This is a genomic window from Pseudomonas sp. CFII68, from assembly GCF_000416195.1.
GTDB lineage: Bacteria > Pseudomonadota > Gammaproteobacteria > Pseudomonadales > Pseudomonadaceae > Aquipseudomonas > Aquipseudomonas kilonensis.
Window position 1 is genome coordinate 1 of record NZ_ATLN01000087.1, and the last position, 21,005, is coordinate 21,005.

Here is a 21,005-nt window from a genome sequence, read left to right on the forward strand (position 1 = left end):
TAGGGGCACAAAAAAGCACCCCGAAGGGTGCTTTTTTATAGCGCTTGGATCATTGGGCCGGTTCGTTCTGGCCCAGGATCAGTTGGCCTTCCTTGCTCACCGGAATCTGGTTGCCCGGGTCGCGATCCATGCGGACTTTGCCTTCTTTGCCGTCGAGCATGTAGCGAACGTCGTAGCCTACCACCTTGTCACTGATGTCATTGACCGTGTTGCAGCGAGTCTGGGTGGTGGTGTAGGTGTCGCGTTCCTGCATGCCTTCCTGAATCTTGTTACCGGCATAACCACCACCGGCCGCACCCGCCACGGTGGCGATTTTCTTGCCGTTGCCGCCGCCGATCTGGTTACCCAGCAGGCCACCGGCTACGGCACCCAGCACGGTACCGGCGATCTGGTGCTGGTCCTGGACTGGCTTCTGCCGAGTCACGGTGACGTCCTTGCACACTTCACGCGGGGTCTTGATTTGGGTCTTGACCGGCTCCACGGCCAATACTTGCGCATACTCAGGGCCACTTTTTACCAAGCTGTAGGTGGCGACCGCACCACCGGCAGTTACACCGACAGCACCCAATACCGCACCAACCAGCATCGATTTGTTCACTTGAACCTCCTGACCATCACAAGCGGATTAATCCGCGCTTCTCCCAGCCTTGGAGCACAAAAAAAGGCGCGAGTTCAACTCGCGCCTTTTCAGCTGTGACGGGTGAAACCGAAGCCTTACGGGCGATCGTCCACTTCCGTGTCAGTGACCGCAGGAGGAATCAGATCCTCGGTGCTCAGGTTCAGCCAGATCAACACCACGTTGGCGATGTAGATCGACGAGTAAGTACCCGCCATCACACCAATGAACAGCGCAATGGAGAAACCGAACAGGTTGTCGCCGCCGAAGAACAGCAGCGCGGCAATCGCCAGCAAGGTGGAGATCGACGTCGCCATGGTCCGCAACAGGGTCTGGGTGGTCGAGATGTTGATGTTCTCGATCAAGGACGCCTTGCGCAGCACTCGGAAGTTTTCACGCACCCGGTCGAACACCACGATGGTGTCGTTGAGCGAGTAACCGATGATCGCCAACACCGCCGCCAGCACCGTCAAGTCGAAGGTGATCTGGAAGAACGACAGGATGCCCACGGTCACGATCACGTCGTGGATCAGCGAGACAATCGCGCCCACTGCGAACTTCCACTGGAAGCGGAAAGCCAGGTAGAGCATCACGCCGCCCAGCGCCAAGAGCATGCCGAGGCCGCCCTGGTCGCGCAGCTCTTCACCCACTTGCGGGCCGACGAACTCGACACGCTTGACCTGGGCCGGGTTGTCGCCGCCGGCCTTCTGCAAGGCCTCGGCTACCTGGTGACCCAATTGCGGGTCTTCACCGGGCATACGCACCAACAGGTCAGTCGTTGCGCCGAAGCTCTGCACGATGGCATCGCTGTAGCCCGAGGTCGCCAGTTGCTCACGCACCTTGGTGACGTCGGCCGGACGCTCGTAGGTCAGCTCGATGAGCGTACCGCCGGTGAAGTCCAGGCCGTAGTTCAGACCCTTGGTGGCCCAGCTGAACAACGCCAGGACCGTGAGAAACAATGTGACGCCGAACGCAATGTTGCGAACGCCCATGAAGTTGATTGTACGTAACATGGCAGCCCCTTAAATCCACAACTTCTTGAAGTCACGACCGCCAAAGATCAGGTTGACCATTGCGCGGGTCACCATGATGGCTGTGAACATCGAGGTAAAGATCCCGAGGGACATGGTCACTGCGAAGCCCTTGACCGGGCCGGTGCCCATGGCAAAGAGAATCCCGCCAACCAGCAACGTGGTCAGGTTGGAGTCGAGAATCGCGGTGAATGCCCGGCCGAAGCCTTCGTTGATTGCCCGCTGGATCGTCATGCCCGCAGCGATCTCTTCACGTATCCGCGAGAAGATCAGCACGTTGGCGTCCACCGCCATGCCCATGGTCAAGACGATACCGGCGATACCCGGCAGGGTCAGCGTAGCGCCCAGCAACGACATCAGCGCCAGCAGCAGCACCATGTTCACCGCCAGCGCAACGGTGGCGATGATGCCGAAGAAGCGGTAGATGGCGATGATGAACAGCGACACGAACAGCATGCCCCACAGCGACGCATCAACACCCTTGGTGATGTTGTCGGCACCCAGGCTCGGGCCGATGGTGCGTTCTTCCGCGAAGTACATCGGCGCGGCCAGGCCACCGGCACGCAGCAGCAGAGCCAGTTCCGAGGATTCACCCTGGCCGTTCAGGCCGGTGATGCGGAACTGGCTGCCCAGTGGCGACTGGATGGTCGCCAGGCTGATGATCTTCTTCTCTTCCTTGAAGGTCTGCACCGGTACGTCTTTCTCGACGCCGTTGACCACTTGCTTGGTGTAGGTGGTGGTCGGCTTCTGCTCGATGAAGATCACCGCCATGCTGCGACCGACGTTGCTGCGCGTAGCGCGGCTCATCAGTTCGCCGCCGTGGCCGTCCAGGCGAATGTTCACCTGTGGACGACCCTGCTCGTCGAAGCCCGCCTGGGCGTCGGTCACCTGGTCGCCGGTGATGATCAGGCCACGCTCGATCTGCGCCGCCGGACGACCGCCCTCGCGGAACTCGAAGCTCTCGGAAGTGGCCTTGGAAGCACCCGACTCAGCGGCCAGGCGGAATTCCAGGTTGGCGGTCTTGCCGAGGATACGCTTGGCTTCGGCAGTGTCCTGCACACCTGGCAGCTCAACCACGATGCGGTTGGCGCCCTGGCGCTGCACGATCGGCTCGGCCACACCCAGCTCGTTGACGCGGTTACGCACCGTGGTCAAGTTCTGCTTGATGGAGTATTCGCGGATTTCCGCCAGCTTGGCCGGGGTCATCGCCAGACGCAGCACCGCCTGACCATTGAGGTCGGCCGGCACAATGTCGAAATCGTTGAAATTCTTGCGGATCAGCGCACGGGCCTGCTCGCGGGTATCTTCATCGCTGAAGCCCAGCTGAATGGCACCGTCGAGTGGCGGCAGGCTGCGATAACGCACGCGGTCCTTGCGCAACAGGCTCTTGACGTCGCCTTCGTAGACTTTCATCCGCGCGTCGAGGGCTTTGTCCATGTCCACTTCCAGCAGGAAGTGCACACCACCGGACAAGTCCAGACCCAGCTTCATCGGATGCGCGCCGAGGTTGCGCAGCCATTGCGGGGTGGTCTGGGCCAGGTTCAGGGCCACAACGTAATCGTCGCCCAACGCCTTGCGGACCACGTCCTTGGCTGGCAGTTGGTCTTCAGACTTGACCAGGCGCAACAGGCCGCCCTTGCCGTTTTCGGCGATGGACGCAGCCTTGACCTCGATATTGGACGCCTTGAGCGCAGCGCTCGCACGGTCCAGATCGGCCTGGGTGACCTGCAGCGCAGTGCTTGCGCCACTGACCTGAATGGCCGGGTCATCCGGGTATAGATTGGGAGCGGAATAAATCAGACCGACCGCCAGCACCGCCAGGATCAGTACATATTTCCACAGAGGGTATTTGTTCAGCATCACGCCGCCCGCTTATGACGCGGGGCGCCTTGCGCGCCCCGTCGATTGAAAAGAAGTTGTTACTTAGATCGCTTTCAGCGTGCCTTTTGGCAGCGTGGCCGCGATGGCGCCCTTCTGGAACTTCATTTCAACAGTGTCGGACACTTCCAGTACCACGAAGTCATCGGCCACTTTGGTGATCTTGCCAGCGATGCCGCCGGTGGTGACCACTTCATCGCCCTTTTGCAGGCTGCTGAGCAGGTTCTTCTGCTCTTTGGCGCGCTTGGCCTGTGGACGCCAGATCATCAGGTAGAAAATGACCAGGAAGCCGACCAGGAAAATCCACTCGAAACCACCGCCCATAGGGCCAGCAGCCGGTGCAGCCGCGTCAGCCATGGCATTAGAGATAAAAAAGCTCATTTAGCACTCCAGTTGCAAGTATTGAATCTAGGATCGGAAAACTCAGTCCAAAGGCGGAACAGGCAACCCGCGCTTGGCATAGAAGGCCTCGACAAAGGCGGCCAATGTACCTTGTTGGATAGCCTCGCGCAAACCAGCCATAAGCACCTGATAATGGCGCAAATTGTGGATGGTATTGAGCATACTGCCGAGCATTTCGCCGCACTTGTCCAAATGATGCAGATAAGCGCGGGAGAAGTTCTGGCAGGTGTAGCAATCGCAAGTCGGATCCAGCGGCGAATTATCATGGCGATGAAACGCGTTACGGATCTTCAGCACACCGGTGTCGATAAACAGATGCCCATTGCGGGCATTACGGGTTGGCATCACGCAATCGAACATGTCCACACCGCGGCGCACACCCTCAACCAGATCTTCCGGTTTGCCAACGCCCATAAGGTAACGAGGTTTGTCAGCCGGCATCTCGCCCGGCAGGTAATCGAGCACCTTGATCATCTCGTGCTTGGGCTCGCCCACCGACAGGCCACCAATCGCCAGGCCGTCGAAGCCGATCTTGTCCAGGCCTTCGAGCGAGCGCATGCGCAGGTCGCGGTGCATGCCGCCCTGGACGATGCCGAACAGCGCCGCGGTGTTGTCGCCATGGGCGTTCTTCGACCGCTGGGCCCAACGCAACGACAGCTCCATGGACACCCGCGCCACGTCTTCATCGGCCGGGTACGGCGTGCATTCGTCGAAGATCATCACGATGTCCGAGCCCAGGTCGCGTTGCACCTGCATCGACTCTTCCGGCCCCATGAACACCTTGGAACCATCGACCGGAGAAGCGAAGGTCACGCCCTCCTCCTTGATCTTGCGCATGGCACCGAGGCTGAACACCTGGAAGCCGCCGGAGTCGGTCAGGATCGGGCCTTTCCACTGCATGAAATCGTGCAGGTCGCCGTGGGCCTTGATCACTTCCATGCCCGGGCGCAGCCACAGGTGGAAGGTGTTGCCGAGGATGATTTCCGCGCCAATCGCCTCGATGTCACGCGGCAGCATGCCCTTGACCGTGCCGTAGGTGCCCACCGGCATGAACGCGGGGGTTTCCACGGTACCGCGGGGGAAGGTCAGACGACCGCGACGAGCCTTGCCATCGGTGGCGAGCAACTCGAAGGACATGCGACAGGTGCGACTCATACTGTTTCCTCGGGTCCGCGTGGCGCGGGGTTACGGGTGATGAACATCGCATCACCGTAGCTGAAAAAGCGGTATCCATGCTCGACGGCGGCCTTGTAGGCGGCCATGGCTTCGGGATAACCGGCGAACGCCGAAACCAGCATCAACAGCGTGGATTCAGGCAAATGAAAGTTGGTGACCAGGGCATCGACCACATGAAACGGCCGGCCCGGGTAGATAAAGATATCGGTGTCGCCACTGAACGGCTTGAGCACGCCATCGCGGGCGGCGCTTTCCAGGGAGCGCACGCTGGTGGTCCCCACCGCCACCACTCGCCCACCGCGCGCGCGACAGGCCGCCACGGCATCGACCACTTCCTGGCTCACTTCCAGCCATTCGTTGTGCATGTGGTGATCTTCGATACGCTCCACGCGCACCGGCTGGAACGTGCCAGCGCCGACGTGCAGCGTCACGAACGCCGTCTCCACGCCCTTGGCGGCAATCGCCTCCAGCAACGGCTGATCAAAATGCAGCCCCGCCGTCGGCGCCGCCACCGCCCCCAGGCGTTCGGCGTACACGGTCTGATAACGCTCGCGGTCCGAACCTTCGTCCGGGCGGTCTATATAAGGAGGCAACGGCATGTGCCCGACACGGTCGAGCAGCGGCAACACCTCTTCGGCAAATTCCAGCTCGAACAACGCATCATGCCGCGCCACCATCCGCGCCTCACCGCCGCCGTCGATCAAGATCGACGAACCGGGCTTGGGCGACTTGCTCGACCGCACATGGGCCAGCACGCGATGACTGTCCAGCACCCGCTCCACCAGAATCTCCAGCTTGCCGCCGGAGGCCTTCTGGCCAAACAAGCGCGCCGGAATCACCCGGGTATTGTTGAACACCATCAAATCGCCCGGGCGCAAATGCTCAAGCAAATCAGTGAATTGACGGTGAGCCATGGCACCGCTGACCCCGTCCAGGGTCAACAGTCGACTGGCGCGACGCTCGGCCAGAGGGTGGCGAGCGATCAGCGAATCCGGGAGTTCGAAGGTAAAGTCAGCAACACGCATGATGGGGTTCGTCTAGCAGGGCCGGAAAGTCTAGCGGAAATATCAAAAATTCACCATGAAACGTGATTGACCAACGGTAGGCACCTCTCTATACTTCGCCGCCATTGAGCCCTGATGGCGGAATTGGTAGACGCGGCGGATTCAAAATCCGTTTTCGAAAGGAGTGGGAGTTCGAGTCTCCCTCGGGGCACCATCTTAAAGAAAGACCTTGAAATTCAAGGTCTTTTTTTTCGTCTGTAGGAAAGTGGTTTTCCTCGGGTAACGCAGATCCCAACCAATCCTCCACGCGCTTTTGTGGTGAGGGAGATTTATCCCCGCTCCCCTGTGTGGTGAAGGGATTTATACCCACTCCCCTTTGTGGTGAGAGGATTTATACCCGCCCCTCTTTGTGGCGAGGGGATTTATCCCCGCTGGGCCGCGAAGCGGCCCCCCATAGCCAACCCCATGGAGAGGAAGAACATGTGGTAAGGAAGAACCTGGGAACAAGGAAGCCCCCCGGTGATAGAGAAGAACCTGTAGCAGGGAAAAACCTGTGGTAGCGGAAGATCCTGTGGCAGGAGAAGAACCTGTGGCGAGGGAGCTTGCTCCCGCTTGAGCGCGAAGCGCTCACAAAAAAGTCACCACCCTCACCAATACCCCGAGCTGCCGAATCCAAGACATTAACCATCACCCCACCCTCCCCACCCAGTCACAAAGGATTTCACCCCATGGAATTGCTGCTGGAAACGGTCGCTCTTTACTCCCTCAAGCTGGCTTATGAGACGGAGGGCCACAGCCCGATTCTGCGGGATGATCCGTTGATGGGGGGTTGTGATCGGGAGGTTTTTGGGTTGTTGGTGCGGCGGGGGGATGTGGCTGGGATTCAGGGCGAAATCAGTCGATGCCTGGATTTAGCGTTGGGAGCGGTTGGTGGGGTGGATACGGTGTTGGGGCGGGAGCTGAGACGATTGGCGGAGGATTTGGGTGCTGTGCGGACGATGGGGAAGCTTTATGCTCCAGCTGTCACACTCAAGGATTATTTGCGTGACGTTCTATGAGTTGGGCAGGACCTCTCGCAAAAAGCCCGCCTTAGCGGGCTATTTAGATGCTATGCGACAGCCAGACAGCGCCGCTTCATGGCTATTGCAATGGAACGAAGCACATCGTCAGCAGCATTAACAATCTTCACATGCTTGACGACGAAATCGAATCCACGCTCCATGACAAGAACACCGAAAAGCTCATCAGCAAACGACTCGGAGATCGACTCTACCTTTTTCAGGTCGATTACAACCTGATCACCCTTTGCAAGCTCTTGGGCCAGATTTGAGCGCTCGCGTGAGGCTAGAGTTCGTGACGCTAGGTCCGTGTGCTGAAAGGTATACGCTTCCATGGTCACCTCCTCAGTAAATTCATGATGTCATCTATGTCAGCAGCTTCATCTGCCTTAGCGGCCATGAAGCTAGATTCTTTAATCGAGAGCGAGATTGCTACACCTTTCCACGGGCTGTGTAAAGGGCGGTATTTGATCGCTCCGCTATGCAGCATGCGCATAACGCAATTACCTGAAGCCAAATATAGGACTCCATTGTACTTTTTCGCAAGCTCTACGAGCTTTGCCAAACCAAGGCCTTGGTGGTGGTTCCCATTACCCACCGGACGAACGGTAGCGCCCCCAAAAGAGTTTCCCCCTAAAAAGTCCTCTGGGACGGATTGTGCCCATTCATCAACCTTCGTAGCTAGCTTGCTCGAGTTACCTTCCTGAATACACCAGTCGATGGCCTCTTGGCTGGTATGCACTCCCCGGATGCCTGAGCGTTTCAACTCATCAAGAAAACCCAACCCACAATCCGCAAGGGAAAACTCAATCACATGATCAGGTCCCTTTCGAAGTAGCTGTCGCTGAGCCGTGGAAAATCCCGTACTCAACCCATGTGACCAAACATTATCGTGCAGCTCACCTACCACATGGGTGAGATCCTTGAAGGCGGGACTTTTGCTGTAATCAGAGGCTCCCTGGACAGCGTACGCCCTAAGACAGCTATTGATCTGTGCTGTTGCCGCATCCACAGCATCTTGGGACGCTAGGGGGGTTAGCGGAGCGTAGTTAACGCCCGCATTTTTACGTTCATATTGATAGTCATCCACCCCCCATAGCGCTCTCGAAAGCCCTACAGCAGCCAGGTATCCTTGATTCTGTTCGCAAGCATAGGTAAGCGCATCCCCCCTAACACCTTTGTGATTGAGGTATGCGGCAAGCACGGCAATAAAACCAGGTGAATAGTAACCACGGGGGATACAGTGTTCATCCGTTGGTTTGAGCGCACCAAAATGCCGGGGCAGCCAATCTAAAGCCTCAATGAGAGATGCCAACCTTAAGTCCCTATAAGTTGAGTGGTAAAAGGCAGTTTGCCACCAAAAAATCCCAAACGCATAGCGGACGTTAGAAAACTGGCCACCGCCCCTCCTAAAGGCTGGATATCCCTTTTTCCATACCGCACGCCCGAACCATGGAAATGGTTGAACAGTTGCCAAGGACACACGTGAATCTACAAATCGAAATCGAGCGAATTTTTGGCTGCAACACATTCGCCAGACCACTGTTTTATTCCTATCCTGGCGGGCTGCGTTTTGAACTCTCCGAGCCCGGCGGAGTGATCGATCAGTTTCTAACCGCTCTCCGCAAAGCGACAAGGATCTGTAACGACATCTTCCACGGCGAAGACGAGCTCGTCGTTTGTCTGCGCGCCTACTCTGCCGGAAGCCATTTCATCCACAGGCCAGAGCTTCGCGCGCTGCGATCTGCCGGGATACTCACTCCCTCTACGCATTCAATCTGGCGTGAGAATATAGCCGCTGACGAGTGGTACAGCGAAGATCAGCCAGAGTATTGGATCAATGTCGCGTTCAAACTCCCCATCTCCCGCCTTGATACGTTGCTATGGGGAGCCCTAGCCAAAGACCTCGCTCCGATCCAACCGCAACTCAACTGCATTTTGTATCTTTTCAACCTGCCGCAGAGCGTTATGGTCTTCCCCTATGACGACAGAGGCATGGATGTCGTTGGGCCTAACGAAACGCTGCTCAGGCAGCTGTACTGTCAGCATCAAGAGTATTTACTGGATTACGACCGCGCAGAGATGGATAGCACGTTCGCAACGGTCCCCCCTCCCCTCCTTCGGTCCTTAGGTGATTCAGCATGATCGAGCTACAAATTTCGAAAGATGCCGATTGGGCCATGCTCGCCAAGGGCAGACATGCCAAAAATTGATCTTAGTATTTGGCCCGAAACAATAAAGTAATTATTGGTCATATCTATTGCATTTATCGCCCATCAGTCGAACCAAAGCTAGCTTGTAGTTGCAATTATCCTGGGAACGACCGGAGCAATCTGGCGCCTGCATAAAGCATTAGGCACTTCACTTGCGACGAATTTCCCATGATGCTCGCTTAAATTAGCCATAATACTTTCGAGACCACCTTTACTTAAAGGAAGTATGATCGTACCCGCACAGCATTGGTTCTTAGCAAGTCCTTCTGAGTTTTTAACCAAGGGCCGTTCCGTTTTACCAGGCAACGCTTCTGAGCAGTTTTTAGAAATCTGCGTGCATGCGATGTAGGGGGTATCATCAGTGAAAGCTTCTCTAGCTCCAGCAATTATGTCTGGACGTGGGGTTCCATGCGCACCTCTTCCTAATGAAAAAAGTACCAATCTTGGCCTAACCGCGGAAACTAGTTCCTTGGCAAACTCCTTATTATCCGATGCCCCACCTATGTGCCCCCCGTGATGTGGAAAAACCAAAACATGAGCACTGATATCAATTTTTTCATCCATCATGACATTGAGACTATGTCGACCTGAATCCGCCGCGAGCAAACACAACCTTTCACCGTCGTGTTCTATGAGCACAATTGCAGACATACTATTTGCGTCAAGCTTAATGCCATCAGTATGCGCCCCTTCATTGGTAGCAAGACATATTTCTGGAGTTGGATGAAGCACATGGACAGTTGTACCACATATAGCAAGCTGTTGCGGACTGTCAATCGTGAGTGCAGGGTAAATTTTGGTACCTTGAAGTTTTCTAGCATCTCCGGCTGCTATTCTAAACTGAAGCCAAGAATCGGTATTACGCTTATCCGGGTTTACATATACTTGCTGAACAGGGCGCCCCGCATTCATCAAGATCGGAACTGCTCCCGAAAGGTGATCACTATCAGCATGAGAAATAAGTAGTGCCCGGATAGATTTTATCTTTAAATCGTCTAGAATCTTGGCAACAACTGGGCGCCCAGGTGCATCAATAATAATGGCTTCATCACCATGCTTGATGATTGTGCAATTACCATGACCAACATCGAGAATTATAATTTCACCGTAATCCATCGTCCCACTCCGGCTCCGGCGCCAACTTTACGCTCTCAAAATACAAGTCAACTTTCTCCAAAGTACTTACATTCGTGAGTGCCTCCAAAATACTAAACCGTGCCACTTTCTTCTGATCATCTGCCGCAACCAATGACAAAGGAAAGCGGACTGTATCTTTGGGATTCCAGCCATTTACGATAGCATCGATAACCCTAACGCCACCTACATCTGACACATCCATGACCTGAAGTAAGGTTCTGTGGAGCTTTCTATCATTTACTTTGCCACGTCTAAGTTCGTTAATACACCTTGCAAATGCCGCTCTGAGTTCCTCAGGCTCATCAGCATCTTCACGGCGCAACACTACTGGAAGATTGCTTCGATAGGTTCGAATAGCGATATCGGCATATTGGTCTAAATACTGCGTTACCAGTATCGTAGGGTGTCTTTTTTCTACCAAGGCGGCCGCGAGCTCAGCACCTGATATGTCTGCAAATGCTCCATATCTCAACCGATGATCACAAACCGCTGCATCTGAGTTGAGGATGATAAGATCAGCCAAAGCTGCTAAGCTTTCAGCCGCCTCCTGCCGATAGGGCTCAAAACGGCCATCCTCCAAGGCGTGAATGATTGTCAGAGCTGCCTGATCATCATCGTCTACAACCGCAACAGTCTTAATTGATTTCATGAGTTTCACGTAGTGGTGGGATTGGTGAGCAATGGAAATACGAAATTGAATATAGCTCCCGACTCATTGACAGTGGAAGCACTGTATTTACCACCCAAATCTAGAACTGAGTCTTTAACAATTGTCAGTCCGAAGCCGGTACCCTCCTGCCTTGTTGTCTTGCCCGGGAGCCAAATCTCCTCAATATCCATATTAATTCCGGGCCCATTATCCTCAACTTCTATTGCCACGGTATTGCCTTCAATATTAACTGAAATTTTTATTTTTCTATCTTTGGTTCGAGCCCCAACGCGTTCGAACGCACTAACCGAGTTAGTAAGGCAATTCGTAATAATAGTCTCAACTAAAGCTTCTGCCCCGTATATGACTGCATCGTCTGTTCTGTATGGAGCCAACTCAATTTCAATCTTTGCATCTTCCAGTATAGGCTTCCACAACCCATATAGAGTTTGAATAACCTTATTGACATTTACCGCACCGTGCCGCCTTTTTTCACGTTTCAAGAAGTCAATTTGCATTGATGCAAATCTGGTCAAACGCTCTGAAGCAGTAACGATCAAATCCAGAGGAGATTCAAACTTTACAACGACTTCGTCAGAGCAATACTGTTTAACCCTCCTACGAATACTTTTCTCACTCCCTGCAATGGATCTTATAGGTTTACCGATTTCATGCGCGAACACCGCCGCAGTAGTCCCAGCAGTTGCAAGCGATCGATACAAGACTAAATCCTCTCGAGTTGAACGAAGCTCTCTTTGAAAATTTTGCTCCAATCTATCAAGTGCCTTAATAGCCTTTTCTTTCTCAGGGGCCGGTAGCGCTTGAGAAATCGTATCCAACAGTTCAGCGCGGGCTTGAGCAGGAGCTGCTTTAGATGCTACTTTTTGTAAGTCCCGTCGCGCTTCAGCATCTCGCAACCGGCGACGCGCCAACCACTCCAATGCATCTTTTGCGAAGCGTCGAATCTCAAAGAACTCCTCGCTTTCAATAAAACCGAATCGATCAGTTTTTTGCCTCAATACGCCATCGGGGTCGTCCACAATCACGCGCCCAACACTAGTATTTGTTGAGGGACGCTCTTCCGGGCTGCGGGCCCGAGAAAGATTCATATCTAACCAATCATGACCGGCATCACCATATGGTGGGACCCGGAACTGACGATGGTAAAAGTGGACGCCACCTACGACCTTTAGCCAGTCCTTGACTTCAGTTATCGTTGAGCCTCGCCCCGAAAAAGCGTTTCTATTAAACACGAAACTATAGAGTTCAAACTTTGCAGGCGGTGCATTGTACGTCAATGGAAATTTAGAAGATTTTGCAGGCCATTCGGCAGATGTGGCACTATAAAGAGTATCGCCTTTGAAATCCAAAACCTCTGCATAACCTGATCCGTCAGGTAATAAATCCGCTTTGAGCACATACTCGGCATCATCCAGATAACCGTTTTTTACTCTAGCTTCCAACTCTGGGTAATCCGGAGCAAAAAGTGTAACCTTAAAATCACTTTCGCCTTGAAAGGGACTAGTCAGAAGAACAATACTCCGCCCTAATCGATCTGTTTCGCCCCGTCCAAGGGCTCTCCTAACCCCCCTGAGAATAGTTGTTGTTCCAAACTCTGCGCGACTATTTCTTTCAATGGGAAGACCAACTTCTTCAACGACCTTAACGTTATCGTACTGACTCCACTCGATAGTTATAGAATGCGCCTCATCCGCCCCCGCCGAGTAATGCCGGGTAATCATTTCTACAGATGCCCCCGCTCTTAGCGCGGCTAGTCGACCCAGCCCCTTATCACCAACAGTTCTTCGACCTTTCCGAGTTAGTTTAGTACTTTCCTTTGAAGACCCCCCCAGCACCAACCAGTTATTTCTTATCTGGTCATAAGTCATTCCCGAACCATTATCTGAAATAACGATAGTACCACCGTCGATTAGATCCATTCTAATTTCTACGGTGCATTCAGACGCGTCTGCATCATAGGAATTTCGGATTAATTCGATAATAGCTTGATCAAGATTGGGAACTAGTTCTTCACCTAGTCGCTCAAGGATGGATGGTGCAAATCTAAATCCTAAAGGGTGCGATTCCATGAATTAAGCTCCATTTTAACCATTGATCCAAGGAAGCTGTTTAAGTGACCCGACGGTAAGATGACGACATCTTATAAAGTTATTCAACCATACATTTGTACTCTGATGCTCTAGTACGCGCAACAATGCACGACACGAACTTACCTTCTTATCTTTGGGTTTAAGAATGAGAAGATGATTTTCCACCAACAGCTCTTTGGAGTAAGTCACCAATGTACTTCTTGCCCTCTTTTTATCGGACGGACTCGATGTACGACGAACTATCACCAGCGGGCCTTTTTCTAACCTGCATGCATAACTTGCGAAGTCATCGGGAGACGATATTTCTTTTCCGACAACGGCATTTTTTGCTGTCAGATAACCATACATCTTTCCAGTGATAGGCGTACGATGGGGCACCACGGGTCCCACTGAAACGTCAAAAAGATCACCGACCTTTTTCACTCGACTCGACTCGACCTTATCCGCTTTACTCTCATCCATTGGCGTCTTTGTAACTGCAACTAATATCGCAACATCAATATCAGCCTGTGTTCCAAACGCGCCAAACGGATCGAAAGAGGATACATCCGCTACCTTCCTGAGTTCTCGTCTAAATCGCTCGTACGAACTGCCACTCCTTAAAACATCAGGAATAAGAGCAAACACGCCTACCCCTGGAGGAGCTTGGAGAATGATATGTTCTAAATGAATTGCAGCAGCTGATCTTTTACCTTTCCCAACGAAGCTTTGAAGGGGAGCAATGATTCGCTGATATGGAGGATTCATAACCACGCAGTCGTGCTGACGGAGGTTGAGATCAATAGTAAGAGCATCTCCAACTATAAAATTTTCAGGCAATTTCCTGAATACAAGATCAGACGCTTGACCTTTTTCTACGCTATGTCGATGAATAGCTAGCGCTTGTATTCTCAACCATGCTATATCAAGGAAAGATTTCCGCAGATCAATTGCAACTAATCGTTCTGACCAGTTTTCAATTGTTTTGCTAGCTGAACTTTTTAACGGTAAAGAATTGCATACCTCTATTAAAAGGTCACCTACACCTACACTTGGATCTATAAACCTTCGCCATCTAGCCATTTTTTGGCCTGATAGGATTTTCTTTGCCCAAGAGGGCCCTGAAAAGAAAATGCCATGCTGGCGTCGATCGCACAGTGACAGCGTGCTGTACACAAAATCGGTGGCGTGCCCGTTCATCAAGTCGCTCACCAACTTTTCGGACATCGTCTCATCATCCGGGTTGCCTGCCGCCATAAGCGTTGTGGCAAAGGAGGAGAGGGAGATTTCGCCGTTCATCAATCAGCTTCACATATATGGATAACCGGAAGAGTCTGCAGACTGTATGCCTGAACGGCAAGAAGAATCGGTTGAAGGGGTCGAACCCGTAAGCCATGAAGACAGCGACCAACCCAGCAGACCTGCGTTAACCCCATCAAAGTCGAATGTCTGATCATGGCGTCAGCCAAAAGCAGGCTTTCGACAGGGTTCGCCGTGGCTTTCTGGCGAGCGCTCACAAGGCGGAGCGGGCACTTCAGTTCTTTTTTTCAAACAACCTGTCGGCAATCTGCCGACCTCGCTCCAACCCTTCTTCCGTCAACCAGATCGACTTGTTCTTGTTTACCAGATCGCTGATGAGGCCTTGTTCATGCAATTGGTTCATGACCTCGAAGTCGAAACCTTTCCAGGCATTGCCGCTGTCGGAGCTGAAGGCTGCCAACAAGGCAAGCACAGCTTCTTCTATCAATCTGTCGTCGTATCCCATGTTCGCTGCTCCGCTTGTGTTGGCAGGTAGCGCAGATTTTACGCATCAGCGCTCCTTAAACCTTATCCAGTCATTACCTCACCGGCTTGCTCGAGCGCCAACCGGTGCAAGCTGACAACCGCCAGTTCCAAGTCATCACCCCAGTTCACATCGAAGCCCCATCCGCCCACTTGAGCAGTGCCGAACAACGACAGACCCTCCAATGGCTGGAACACCGGGAATTGTCGGATGTGTTCCCTCAGGTCAACGTCGTAGCGCTTACCGTCGGCAAACTCCACTTGCAAGGCATGTTTGCCGCGCACAGGCCTCACGCTGCTGATTCTGGCTTTGCGGATCATGGATCAGCTCCTACGGTTCTGTTCATTCCACACACCGCAAGGTCAACGGTGTGTTTTGCCATCCACGCCACGCGGGAGGAAAGGTCTCGCCGCGCAAGACCTTTCCCGTAATGAGGCGAACGCCTCCGCTACCTGACCTCAACAATATCCAAAGCCCGGTTCGCCAACAGCTCACTCACTTCAATAACCTGCAAAATCCCCAACGCAACACGCCGCCGCGAACCATCCAGATCAAACGCCAAATCACTGATCATGGCATTCGCCGAAGCCAAATTCTCACTGAGATTCGCAAGCAAACACTCAGAATCCACACTCGGATCAATACGAAGAATGGAGTCGGACTTGTCAGACGTTTCGTTCTTAGGCTTGGGTTTCAGATAAAAATCCAACGCTCGCGTGGCAGCGTCGTCGATTTTCTTGTTGCGGGCAGACTGAGCACGGGAGACGTGTTCGTTCGTATCGGGAGGGTTCGGAGTATCTTTTGCCATTATCTTGTTTCCTGTAGTTGGAGCCATCACCCACTCGCGACTAAACGATGGGAGGCAGCTGTACGCAGGTTAGTCGACCGGGGAAACAAGAAACCGGCGCGTCCGAGGACGCCCTGCGCACAGCCACCATCGAGTGCAGGATGGGGATTCCTGACTGGATGACACCTTGCACAACCTGTTTCGCCACGAGCTGCTAAACCCGATCACTGATGAGCAGTGACAGGTCCCAAACTACCGATGCAGCCCAAGGCGGACAAGCCGGCGGATTCTGGCGTAGTTGTAGGCAAAGGCGCAAGACGATGTGGGCTTGCAGGTTCTGCTCGCCCAATGGCTGACGGCCTGGGCTTACGCGGGTTTTCGCTCCCGTACTCTTAGGATATCGTCAGAGTTCCCAGCGCCTTTTTTTTTGCAGCCCGCCCGAGATCGTAGATGAGTAACTTACAGAAGCTGATTGAGAATGCCCGGTCAGGCTTGTCTCTCCAGGAAAAAATTTCAGACGACGGTTGGCTGGCAATCGCTAAGCAATGTGGTGCCCTTGAAATTGAGGAGATCAAACAGCGTATTGCAAGGCTGCAGATAGAGCTCGAAACGGTTGAGGAATGGGATGGGGATACCCAAGATGACATACATTTCGCAATATTCAGGCTTAGTCGATTACTGAGGTCCGCAGAAGTCCGGTAACGGCGCCAGGGATAAGCAGTCGCAGAACAACAACGAGGAAAATTGCCCTGAGACGTCTTGAATTTACTGCATTGCGACAGTCTTCCTCGACACAAAAAAGGTCTTGCTGGGCAAGACCTTTTTCCAGCTTACGTAGCACGTGATATTGCTACCTACCTCACCTCAACAATATCCAACGCCCGATTAGCCAACAGCTCACTCACCTCAATCACCTGCAAAATCCCCATCGCAATACGCCGCCGCGACCCATCCAGATCAAACGCCAAATCACTGATCATGGCATTCGCCGAAGCCAGGTTCTCACTGAGGTTCGCAAGCAAACACTCAGAATCCACACTCGGATCAATCCGCAAAATGGAGTCGGACTTGTCAGTCGTTTCGCCCTTAGGCTTGGGTTTCAGGTAGTAATCCAACGCTCGCGTGGTAGCGTCGTCGATTTTCTTGTTGCGGGCAGACTGCGCACGGGACGTGGGTTCGTCTGTAACTGGAGGATTCGGTGTAATTTTGACCATAGCCTTAGCTCTCTTTGGTTGAGGCTACTTCCCGCTCGCGACTAAACGATTGGGAGGCAGCTGTACGCAGGTTAGTCGACCGACGAGCTAAGATATCGGCGCGCCCGGAGGCGCCCTGCGCACAGCCACCATCGAGTACAGGGATGGGGATTCCTGACTGATGGACGCTTGAGCGACTTAGCAACGACGGGCGACTAAACCCGATCACTGATGAGCAGTGACAGGTCCCAAACTACCGACGCAACCCAAGGCGGACAAGCCGGCGGATTCTGGCGTAGTTGTAGGCAAAGGCGCAAGGCGACGTCGGCTCGCGAGTTGCGGTTGCCCAATGACTGACAGCCCCATCTGACACTTCAAATTGTTCCGGCCCCTCATAGCCAGCCCTACCTGTTTTGAGGAAACCGGAACAACCACTTCAAGAATCCTCCTACATCGCGCCCCTCTCTTCCCGCGTTAGCGTCTGCGCTGCATTTAGCGGACGAGATTCACTACGTGGCGACACGCAAAAAAGACATCCCCCAGGTCCGAAACCCGCCCGGCGGCGACGGGCATCACGTTACCTATCGGGACATGACTGCCAGCGAACTGGCCGAGCGCGAAGCCCGGCAGTTGGCTTACGAAGCCATGCTTGCCCGGCAGGCAGCCTATGAACGAGAGCGCTGGGCCACGGTGGATAAAAAGCCCGTATTCAGCGTGACCGGAAGCGTGTTTGCCAAGAGCTGCAAGCTCCCCAACGGCATCATCGATTACAACAACCCCAACGGCTACGTCCCGGCAGATCTGGTCAAGCAGTACGGCGAACTCATGTGGCTCGGCGGCCGGAGCGCCGATCCATCTGGCGCGATTCCCCTCAAGCGGATCGGCGCGGGTACGGTTCCCGTTACCTTGGGCAGGCTCGCGCTGGGCGGTTCGGCAACTTCTACGGCTGCAGCTGCCGGCGGCACCGTCGGCGCGGCCCTGCTGACAGGCATCGTTACCCTACTCTGGCCTTCCAACCTGGGCGACAGCGCGCTCTACAGCGAAGACCAGCTACGCGACCTCAAGCAGGCCCGCAGCCGCATGCGCCTGAGCGTCGAGCAGCAGGCCGACGGCAGCCTCAAGGGGTATGGCTTCTATACCGGCCAGCATCCCGATTGGGAAATGGTTGATGTTGTTCAGTTCACGTCGCGAGCCGATCAGTTCATCGCCGACCTGGGTGATGGCATCGAGCTGATTTGGACGCCGGCTACCAATCCGGCTGACACCCTCGGCATTCCCGCCCTGGAAGCCGCGCCCCAGGCACCGCCTATTTGGATCTACCCGCCGACGCCGATGGCCGACAGCATCATCGTCGATCCGATCTATCCGCCGGAGTACAGGGATTTCATTCTGGTGTTTCCGGCGGACTCGGGGGTTCGGCCGGTTTATGTGGTTCTGAGTGTTCCGGGGGATCACAAGTACTACAAGCCCCCGTCGCTGCTCCCTGCGTTTCCAGAGGCTAAGATTGCTCCATCCAAAACGTTTGTGCGTGGTGGCGGGGTTAAACGTCGAAGATGGAAGGATCGTAAAGGCAAAATTTATGAATGGGACTCACAGCACGGCGCTGTAGAGCTGTACACAAAACAAGGTCAACACCTTGGCGAATTCGATCCGATAACTGGCGAACAAACTAAACCCGCCGACCCGACAAGGAAAGTAGAAAAATGAAGCCCACCGTTGAAGTCTTTGACATGACTACCGAAGAGCTAATAGAGACCGTAGAAGTCCCAAACATCTATATGGACCAGTTGACGGCGCTTATGGGCTGGACAAAACCTGAAGACTTTTGTTTTGTCTATGATCTGTTACCACAGCAGATAAAGGCGATAGAAGAGTGGACTCACACAACAATTCATGGAGATAACCGCATCATTCAAATCGTCTGTCTTGAATAAACTGGGGGACATTTTTGGCGACTATGACAATCCACTGCAGTTCGAGCTTTATCCATGAAATAGACGAGGCATGAGATGAGCACCTATAAACCGTTACACTGCGACCTGCACGACTACCTGGAGATTGCCTGCCTGTGCGGCTACACGCTGGACATCGAGCTAACTAACGGCCAACGCCTGACAGCCCGTGCGATCACCACGCGAACCGCTTCCACGCGGGAAGAATTTCTCGAAGTCGAAACCACGGACGGCCGCTTGGAGATTCGCCTCGATCAGTTATTGGCAATTACACCGCTGGATAGCAATGCCAGGTTTGAGCGGGTTGTATTGACGGTGGGTGACCAGGTTGGTCATTGAAACGGGTCTAAGTTGCGCGGGGCGGGTTTGTCCTAGGAAGCCGGCGCCGCTTTAACGCTCGCTGACTGACTGACTGACTGACTGACTGACTGACTGACCCAACGCTATCGCGAGCAAGCTCGCTCCCACAAAGGGATGTTGCGCCTGGAACTCAATGGACATCCAGTTACCCCCATGGCGAGGGAGCGTGCTCCCGCCGGGCTGCAGCAAAGGAGACGGATTATTTCAACCGGTGAAATAAATCCGTCCCCTTTTCGTCACGGAGTGAGTGGTCAATTAAAGAGGAATACAGACTCACTCCACATACCGGGCCCGGCTAAAAAACAGTGCCGCACCGATAGCAATAGCACTGGTTGAAGCGATACCCACATCAAAACCCGAGATGAAAGATGGCAGCGCAAAAATACTCGCGAATCCCAGCGCAAGCAGGGTTATGCCGAACCATTTCCTGAGGTCGTAGGATTTCATATAGAAAAACAACAGCAGAAACACCGCGTATGCCAAGGCGTACAGGCCATATTCGCTCATAGTCCTAGCCTCCTTGAGCCTTGATGATCATGGAGGATCCGGAGCGTTGCGGACCTATGCCACCGCTAACTTGTGCATCCAGGCTAACGATGACATCACCAGCGTGATAGGTCGGCAATTTGCCCAATGTGAACTCGCGGACAACCCATCCCACAGGGAGGGCTGCGCCGGGCATCAACTTGCCGGCCGCCGTGCCAAAAACGCCAGTGGTGAGGTTGGCGATACTCATTCGTTGGGTGTTGAGTAAATCACCCTGTTGCCGGGTCAAGGGTTTTGAAATCCCGACCATCATTTGGCAGGGTAGATCCTTGGCGAGCATTTTGTCGTAAAGCTCCACCACCCGGTTGCTCACTTCATAGTGGGCGGCTTTCGCTTCGCCAAAGTGCAGTGTTCTGAGGCTACCCCGTTCATCGGCTGACAGGGTGAAGCGCGATACGCTGAAGACAATTCCATGGTTGCCAGAAAATTGGCCCGTTTCAAACTTCAATGCTCGCATCCTTATCGAGTCTGGGAAGGCAGGGATTTTGTCTTAGCTGATGGGCTTTTTGCAATGGCAACGACTAAGCGCCGCGGCTATGGCCAGTGATGGTACACAACGCGAGACTGTTGGCTAGGCCTCTGAAGAGGGGGTTTGGCGAGCAATCACAATGCGACGCGCACCCTCAACTCTTCTTTCCAAACAACCGCTCGGCAATCTGCCGACCTCGCTCCAACCCTTCTTCCGTCAACCAGATCGACTTGTTCTTGTTTACCGGATCGCTGATGAGGCCTTGTTCATGCAATCGGTCCATGACCTCGAAGTCGAAACCTTTCCAGGCATTGCCTTTGTCGGAGCTGAAGGCTGCCAGCAAGGCAAGCACAGCTTCTTCTATCAATCTGTCGTCGTATTCCATGGTCACTGCTCCATTCGTGTTAGCAGGTAGCGCCGATTTTATGCATAAGCGCTCCTTAAAACATTATCCAGTCATCACCTCACCGGCTTGCTCCAGCGCCAACCGATTCCACACTCACTGCAGGTCAGCGGTGTGCTTTGCCGCCCACGCCAAGGCGGCAGGAAAGGTCCAGCCGTGCAAGACCTTTCCTGTATTGAGGCGAACGCCTCGGTTACCTCACCTCAACATTATCCAACGCCCGATTCGCCAACAGCTCACTCACCTCAATCACCTGCA

General features: G+C 53.8%; 25 protein-coding genes and 1 tRNA gene. 7 read left to right on the forward strand and 19 right to left on the reverse strand.

Annotated elements, in window-relative coordinates; translation table 11 throughout:
* Positions 1–49 precede the first annotated feature (49 nt).
* The 6 genes from CFII68_RS13280 to queA all read right to left on the reverse strand — a co-directional run bounded on the left by CFII68_RS13280 (position 50) and on the right by queA (position 6,128).
* Entirely contained in the window at positions 50–598 is a 549-nt protein-coding gene (locus CFII68_RS13280; RefSeq protein WP_018607449.1) for a glycine zipper 2TM domain-containing protein, read from the reverse strand.
* Between the two features lie 116 nt (positions 599–714).
* Complete coding sequence (secF, locus tag CFII68_RS13275; RefSeq protein WP_018607451.1) at positions 715–1,629, reverse strand: protein translocase subunit SecF; 915 nt, start codon at positions 1,627–1,629, stop codon at positions 715–717.
* A 9-nt stretch (positions 1,630–1,638) separates the two neighbouring features.
* The gene (gene secD, locus CFII68_RS13270) at positions 1,639–3,507 is read right to left on the reverse strand and encodes a protein translocase subunit SecD (RefSeq protein ID WP_018607453.1); all 1,869 of its coding nucleotides are present in this window, start codon (positions 3,505–3,507) and stop codon (positions 1,639–1,641) included.
* Positions 3,508–3,570: 63 nt separating this feature from the next.
* On the reverse strand, positions 3,571–3,906 hold the full coding sequence (yajC, locus tag CFII68_RS13265; protein WP_007982729.1) for a preprotein translocase subunit YajC: 336 nt from the start codon (positions 3,904–3,906) through the stop codon (positions 3,571–3,573).
* 42 nt (positions 3,907–3,948) lie between these two features.
* Positions 3,949–5,064, reverse strand: a complete 1,116-nt coding sequence (gene tgt / locus CFII68_RS13260; protein WP_161796642.1) for a tRNA guanosine(34) transglycosylase Tgt — start codon at positions 5,062–5,064, stop codon at positions 3,949–3,951.
* A gap of 14 nt (positions 5,065–5,078) precedes the next feature.
* Complete coding sequence (queA, locus tag CFII68_RS13255) at positions 5,079–6,128, reverse strand: tRNA preQ1(34) S-adenosylmethionine ribosyltransferase-isomerase QueA (protein WP_018607457.1); 1,050 nt, start codon at positions 6,126–6,128, stop codon at positions 5,079–5,081.
* A 108-nt stretch (positions 6,129–6,236) separates the two neighbouring features.
* Between queA and CFII68_RS13250 the strand changes: the two genes are divergently transcribed.
* Both CFII68_RS13250 and CFII68_RS13245 read left to right on the forward strand, forming a co-directional pair.
* Positions 6,237–6,321: transfer RNA gene (locus CFII68_RS13250), tRNA-Leu, on the forward strand.
* Positions 6,322–6,835: 514 nt separating this feature from the next.
* A complete protein-coding gene (locus CFII68_RS13245; RefSeq protein WP_018607459.1) occupies positions 6,836–7,165 on the forward strand; it encodes a hypothetical protein in 330 nt (109 codons plus the stop codon).
* A 50-nt stretch (positions 7,166–7,215) separates the two neighbouring features.
* Here the strand turns inward: CFII68_RS13245 and CFII68_RS13240 are convergent, their stop codons facing one another.
* The gene (locus tag CFII68_RS13240) at positions 7,216–7,500 is read right to left on the reverse strand and encodes an STAS-like domain-containing protein (protein ID WP_018607461.1); all 285 of its coding nucleotides are present in this window, start codon (positions 7,498–7,500) and stop codon (positions 7,216–7,218) included.
* Between the two features lie 2 nt (positions 7,501–7,502).
* Positions 7,503–8,480, reverse strand: a complete 978-nt coding sequence (locus tag CFII68_RS0126000; protein WP_156886094.1) for a hypothetical protein — start codon at positions 8,478–8,480, stop codon at positions 7,503–7,505.
* Positions 8,481–8,650: 170 nt separating this feature from the next.
* On the opposite strand from CFII68_RS0126000, the gene CFII68_RS13235 reads away from it, so the two are divergent.
* The gene (locus CFII68_RS13235; protein ID WP_050585399.1) at positions 8,651–9,310 is read left to right on the forward strand and encodes a DUF3885 domain-containing protein; all 660 of its coding nucleotides are present in this window, start codon (positions 8,651–8,653) and stop codon (positions 9,308–9,310) included.
* A 146-nt stretch (positions 9,311–9,456) separates the two neighbouring features.
* On the opposite strand, the gene CFII68_RS26810 is transcribed toward CFII68_RS13235, so the two are convergent.
* From CFII68_RS26810 to CFII68_RS13220, 7 genes are all read right to left on the reverse strand, one after another.
* Positions 9,457–10,494, reverse strand: coding sequence for a ComEC/Rec2 family competence protein (locus CFII68_RS26810; protein ID WP_018607469.1), 1,038 nt, complete (start codon positions 10,492–10,494; stop codon positions 9,457–9,459).
* On the reverse strand, positions 10,481–11,164 hold the full coding sequence (locus CFII68_RS13230) for a hypothetical protein (protein WP_018607471.1): 684 nt from the start codon (positions 11,162–11,164) through the stop codon (positions 10,481–10,483). The genes CFII68_RS26810 and CFII68_RS13230 overlap by 14 nt, the downstream gene beginning before the upstream one ends.
* Positions 11,165–11,169: 5 nt before the next feature.
* A complete protein-coding gene (locus CFII68_RS26815; protein WP_084483708.1) occupies positions 11,170–13,254 on the reverse strand; it encodes a sensor histidine kinase in 2,085 nt (694 codons plus the stop codon).
* Between the two features lie 15 nt (positions 13,255–13,269).
* Positions 13,270–14,553, reverse strand: a complete 1,284-nt coding sequence (locus CFII68_RS27490; RefSeq protein WP_156886095.1) for a hypothetical protein — start codon at positions 14,551–14,553, stop codon at positions 13,270–13,272.
* A 235-nt stretch (positions 14,554–14,788) separates the two neighbouring features.
* Positions 14,789–15,019: a DUF6429 family protein gene (locus CFII68_RS13225; RefSeq protein ID WP_018607477.1), complete on the reverse strand. Its 231-nt coding sequence runs from the start codon at positions 15,017–15,019 to the stop codon at positions 14,789–14,791.
* Positions 15,020–15,081: 62 nt separating this feature from the next.
* Positions 15,082–15,357 carry a DUF2442 domain-containing protein gene (locus tag CFII68_RS0126010; protein ID WP_018607479.1) on the reverse strand — a complete coding sequence of 92 codons (276 nt, stop codon included), beginning with the start codon at positions 15,355–15,357 and terminating at the stop codon, positions 15,082–15,084.
* Between the two features lie 128 nt (positions 15,358–15,485).
* Positions 15,486–15,845 carry a DUF6124 family protein gene (locus CFII68_RS13220; protein ID WP_018607483.1) on the reverse strand — a complete coding sequence of 120 codons (360 nt, stop codon included), beginning with the start codon at positions 15,843–15,845 and terminating at the stop codon, positions 15,486–15,488.
* A 429-nt stretch (positions 15,846–16,274) separates the two neighbouring features.
* On the opposite strand from CFII68_RS13220, the gene CFII68_RS13215 reads away from it, so the two are divergent.
* Entirely contained in the window at positions 16,275–16,526 is a 252-nt protein-coding gene (locus tag CFII68_RS13215) for a hypothetical protein (RefSeq protein WP_018607485.1), read from the forward strand.
* A 152-nt stretch (positions 16,527–16,678) separates the two neighbouring features.
* Here the strand turns inward: CFII68_RS13215 and CFII68_RS13210 are convergent, their stop codons facing one another.
* The gene (locus CFII68_RS13210; protein ID WP_018607487.1) at positions 16,679–17,038 is read right to left on the reverse strand and encodes a DUF6124 family protein; all 360 of its coding nucleotides are present in this window, start codon (positions 17,036–17,038) and stop codon (positions 16,679–16,681) included.
* Between the two features lie 492 nt (positions 17,039–17,530).
* Between CFII68_RS13210 and CFII68_RS13205 the strand changes: the two genes are divergently transcribed.
* From CFII68_RS13205 to CFII68_RS13195, 3 genes are all read left to right on the forward strand, one after another.
* Positions 17,531–18,724: a colicin E3/pyocin S6 family cytotoxin gene (locus CFII68_RS13205; RefSeq protein ID WP_018607488.1), complete on the forward strand. Its 1,194-nt coding sequence runs from the start codon at positions 17,531–17,533 to the stop codon at positions 18,722–18,724.
* A complete protein-coding gene (locus CFII68_RS13200; RefSeq protein WP_018607493.1) occupies positions 18,721–18,951 on the forward strand; it encodes a hypothetical protein in 231 nt (76 codons plus the stop codon). Before CFII68_RS13205 ends, CFII68_RS13200 begins: the two co-directional genes overlap by 4 nt.
* 75 nt (positions 18,952–19,026) lie before the next feature.
* Positions 19,027–19,308: a Rho-binding antiterminator gene (locus tag CFII68_RS13195; RefSeq protein WP_018607495.1), complete on the forward strand. Its 282-nt coding sequence runs from the start codon at positions 19,027–19,029 to the stop codon at positions 19,306–19,308.
* 294 nt (positions 19,309–19,602) lie between these two features.
* Here the strand turns inward: CFII68_RS13195 and CFII68_RS13190 are convergent, their stop codons facing one another.
* The 3 genes from CFII68_RS13190 to CFII68_RS13180 all read right to left on the reverse strand — a co-directional run bounded on the left by CFII68_RS13190 (position 19,603) and on the right by CFII68_RS13180 (position 20,729).
* Positions 19,603–19,836: a hypothetical protein gene (locus CFII68_RS13190; protein WP_018607497.1), complete on the reverse strand. Its 234-nt coding sequence runs from the start codon at positions 19,834–19,836 to the stop codon at positions 19,603–19,605.
* A gap of 4 nt (positions 19,837–19,840) precedes the next feature.
* On the reverse strand, positions 19,841–20,323 hold the full coding sequence (locus CFII68_RS13185) for a hypothetical protein (RefSeq protein ID WP_018607499.1): 483 nt from the start codon (positions 20,321–20,323) through the stop codon (positions 19,841–19,843).
* Positions 20,324–20,498: 175 nt separating this feature from the next.
* Positions 20,499–20,729 (reverse strand): DUF6429 family protein, encoded by a 231-nt coding sequence (locus tag CFII68_RS13180; RefSeq protein ID WP_018607501.1) that lies wholly within the window; start codon positions 20,727–20,729, stop codon positions 20,499–20,501.
* Between the last annotated feature and the right edge of the window lie 276 nt (positions 20,730–21,005).

Excerpts from the sequence above, each read along its gene's own strand:
- CFII68_RS13225 (WP_018607477.1), bottom strand. The coding sequence starts at position 15,019 with ATGGGATACGACGACAGATTGATAGAAGAAGCTGTGCTTGCCTTGTTG.
- CFII68_RS26815 (WP_084483708.1), bottom strand. The coding sequence starts at position 13,254 with ATGGAATCGCACCCTTTAGGATTTAGATTTGCACCATCCATCCTTGAG.
- CFII68_RS13215 (WP_018607485.1), top strand. The coding sequence starts at position 16,275 with ATGAGTAACTTACAGAAGCTGATTGAGAATGCCCGGTCAGGCTTGTCT.
- CFII68_RS13220 (WP_018607483.1), bottom strand. The coding sequence starts at position 15,845 with ATGGCAAAAGATACTCCGAACCCTCCCGATACGAACGAACACGTCTCC.
- tgt (WP_161796642.1), bottom strand. The coding sequence starts at position 5,064 with ATGTCCTTCGAGTTGCTCGCCACCGATGGCAAGGCTCGTCGCGGTCGT.
- CFII68_RS13230 (WP_018607471.1), bottom strand. The coding sequence starts at position 11,164 with ATGAAATCAATTAAGACTGTTGCGGTTGTAGACGATGATGATCAGGCA.
- secF (WP_018607451.1), bottom strand. The coding sequence starts at position 1,629 with ATGTTACGTACAATCAACTTCATGGGCGTTCGCAACATTGCGTTCGGC.
- CFII68_RS13245 (WP_018607459.1), top strand. The coding sequence starts at position 6,836 with ATGGAATTGCTGCTGGAAACGGTCGCTCTTTACTCCCTCAAGCTGGCT.
- CFII68_RS13200 (WP_018607493.1), top strand. The coding sequence starts at position 18,721 with ATGAAGCCCACCGTTGAAGTCTTTGACATGACTACCGAAGAGCTAATA.
- yajC (WP_007982729.1), bottom strand. The coding sequence starts at position 3,906 with ATGAGCTTTTTTATCTCTAATGCCATGGCTGACGCGGCTGCACCGGCT.
- secD (WP_018607453.1), bottom strand. The coding sequence starts at position 3,507 with ATGCTGAACAAATACCCTCTGTGGAAATATGTACTGATCCTGGCGGTG.
- CFII68_RS26810 (WP_018607469.1), bottom strand. The coding sequence starts at position 10,494 with ATGGATTACGGTGAAATTATAATTCTCGATGTTGGTCATGGTAATTGC.
- CFII68_RS13195 (WP_018607495.1), top strand. The coding sequence starts at position 19,027 with ATGAGCACCTATAAACCGTTACACTGCGACCTGCACGACTACCTGGAG.
- CFII68_RS13180 (WP_018607501.1), bottom strand. The coding sequence starts at position 20,729 with ATGGAATACGACGACAGATTGATAGAAGAAGCTGTGCTTGCCTTGCTG.
- CFII68_RS0126010 (WP_018607479.1), bottom strand. The coding sequence starts at position 15,357 with ATGATCCGCAAAGCCAGAATCAGCAGCGTGAGGCCTGTGCGCGGCAAA.
- CFII68_RS27490 (WP_156886095.1), bottom strand. The coding sequence starts at position 14,553 with ATGAACGGCGAAATCTCCCTCTCCTCCTTTGCCACAACGCTTATGGCG.
- CFII68_RS13190 (WP_018607497.1), bottom strand. The coding sequence starts at position 19,836 with ATGAGCGAATATGGCCTGTACGCCTTGGCATACGCGGTGTTTCTGCTG.
- queA (WP_018607457.1), bottom strand. The coding sequence starts at position 6,128 with ATGCGTGTTGCTGACTTTACCTTCGAACTCCCGGATTCGCTGATCGCT.
- CFII68_RS13210 (WP_018607487.1), bottom strand. The coding sequence starts at position 17,038 with ATGGTCAAAATTACACCGAATCCTCCAGTTACAGACGAACCCACGTCC.
- CFII68_RS13240 (WP_018607461.1), bottom strand. The coding sequence starts at position 7,500 with ATGGAAGCGTATACCTTTCAGCACACGGACCTAGCGTCACGAACTCTA.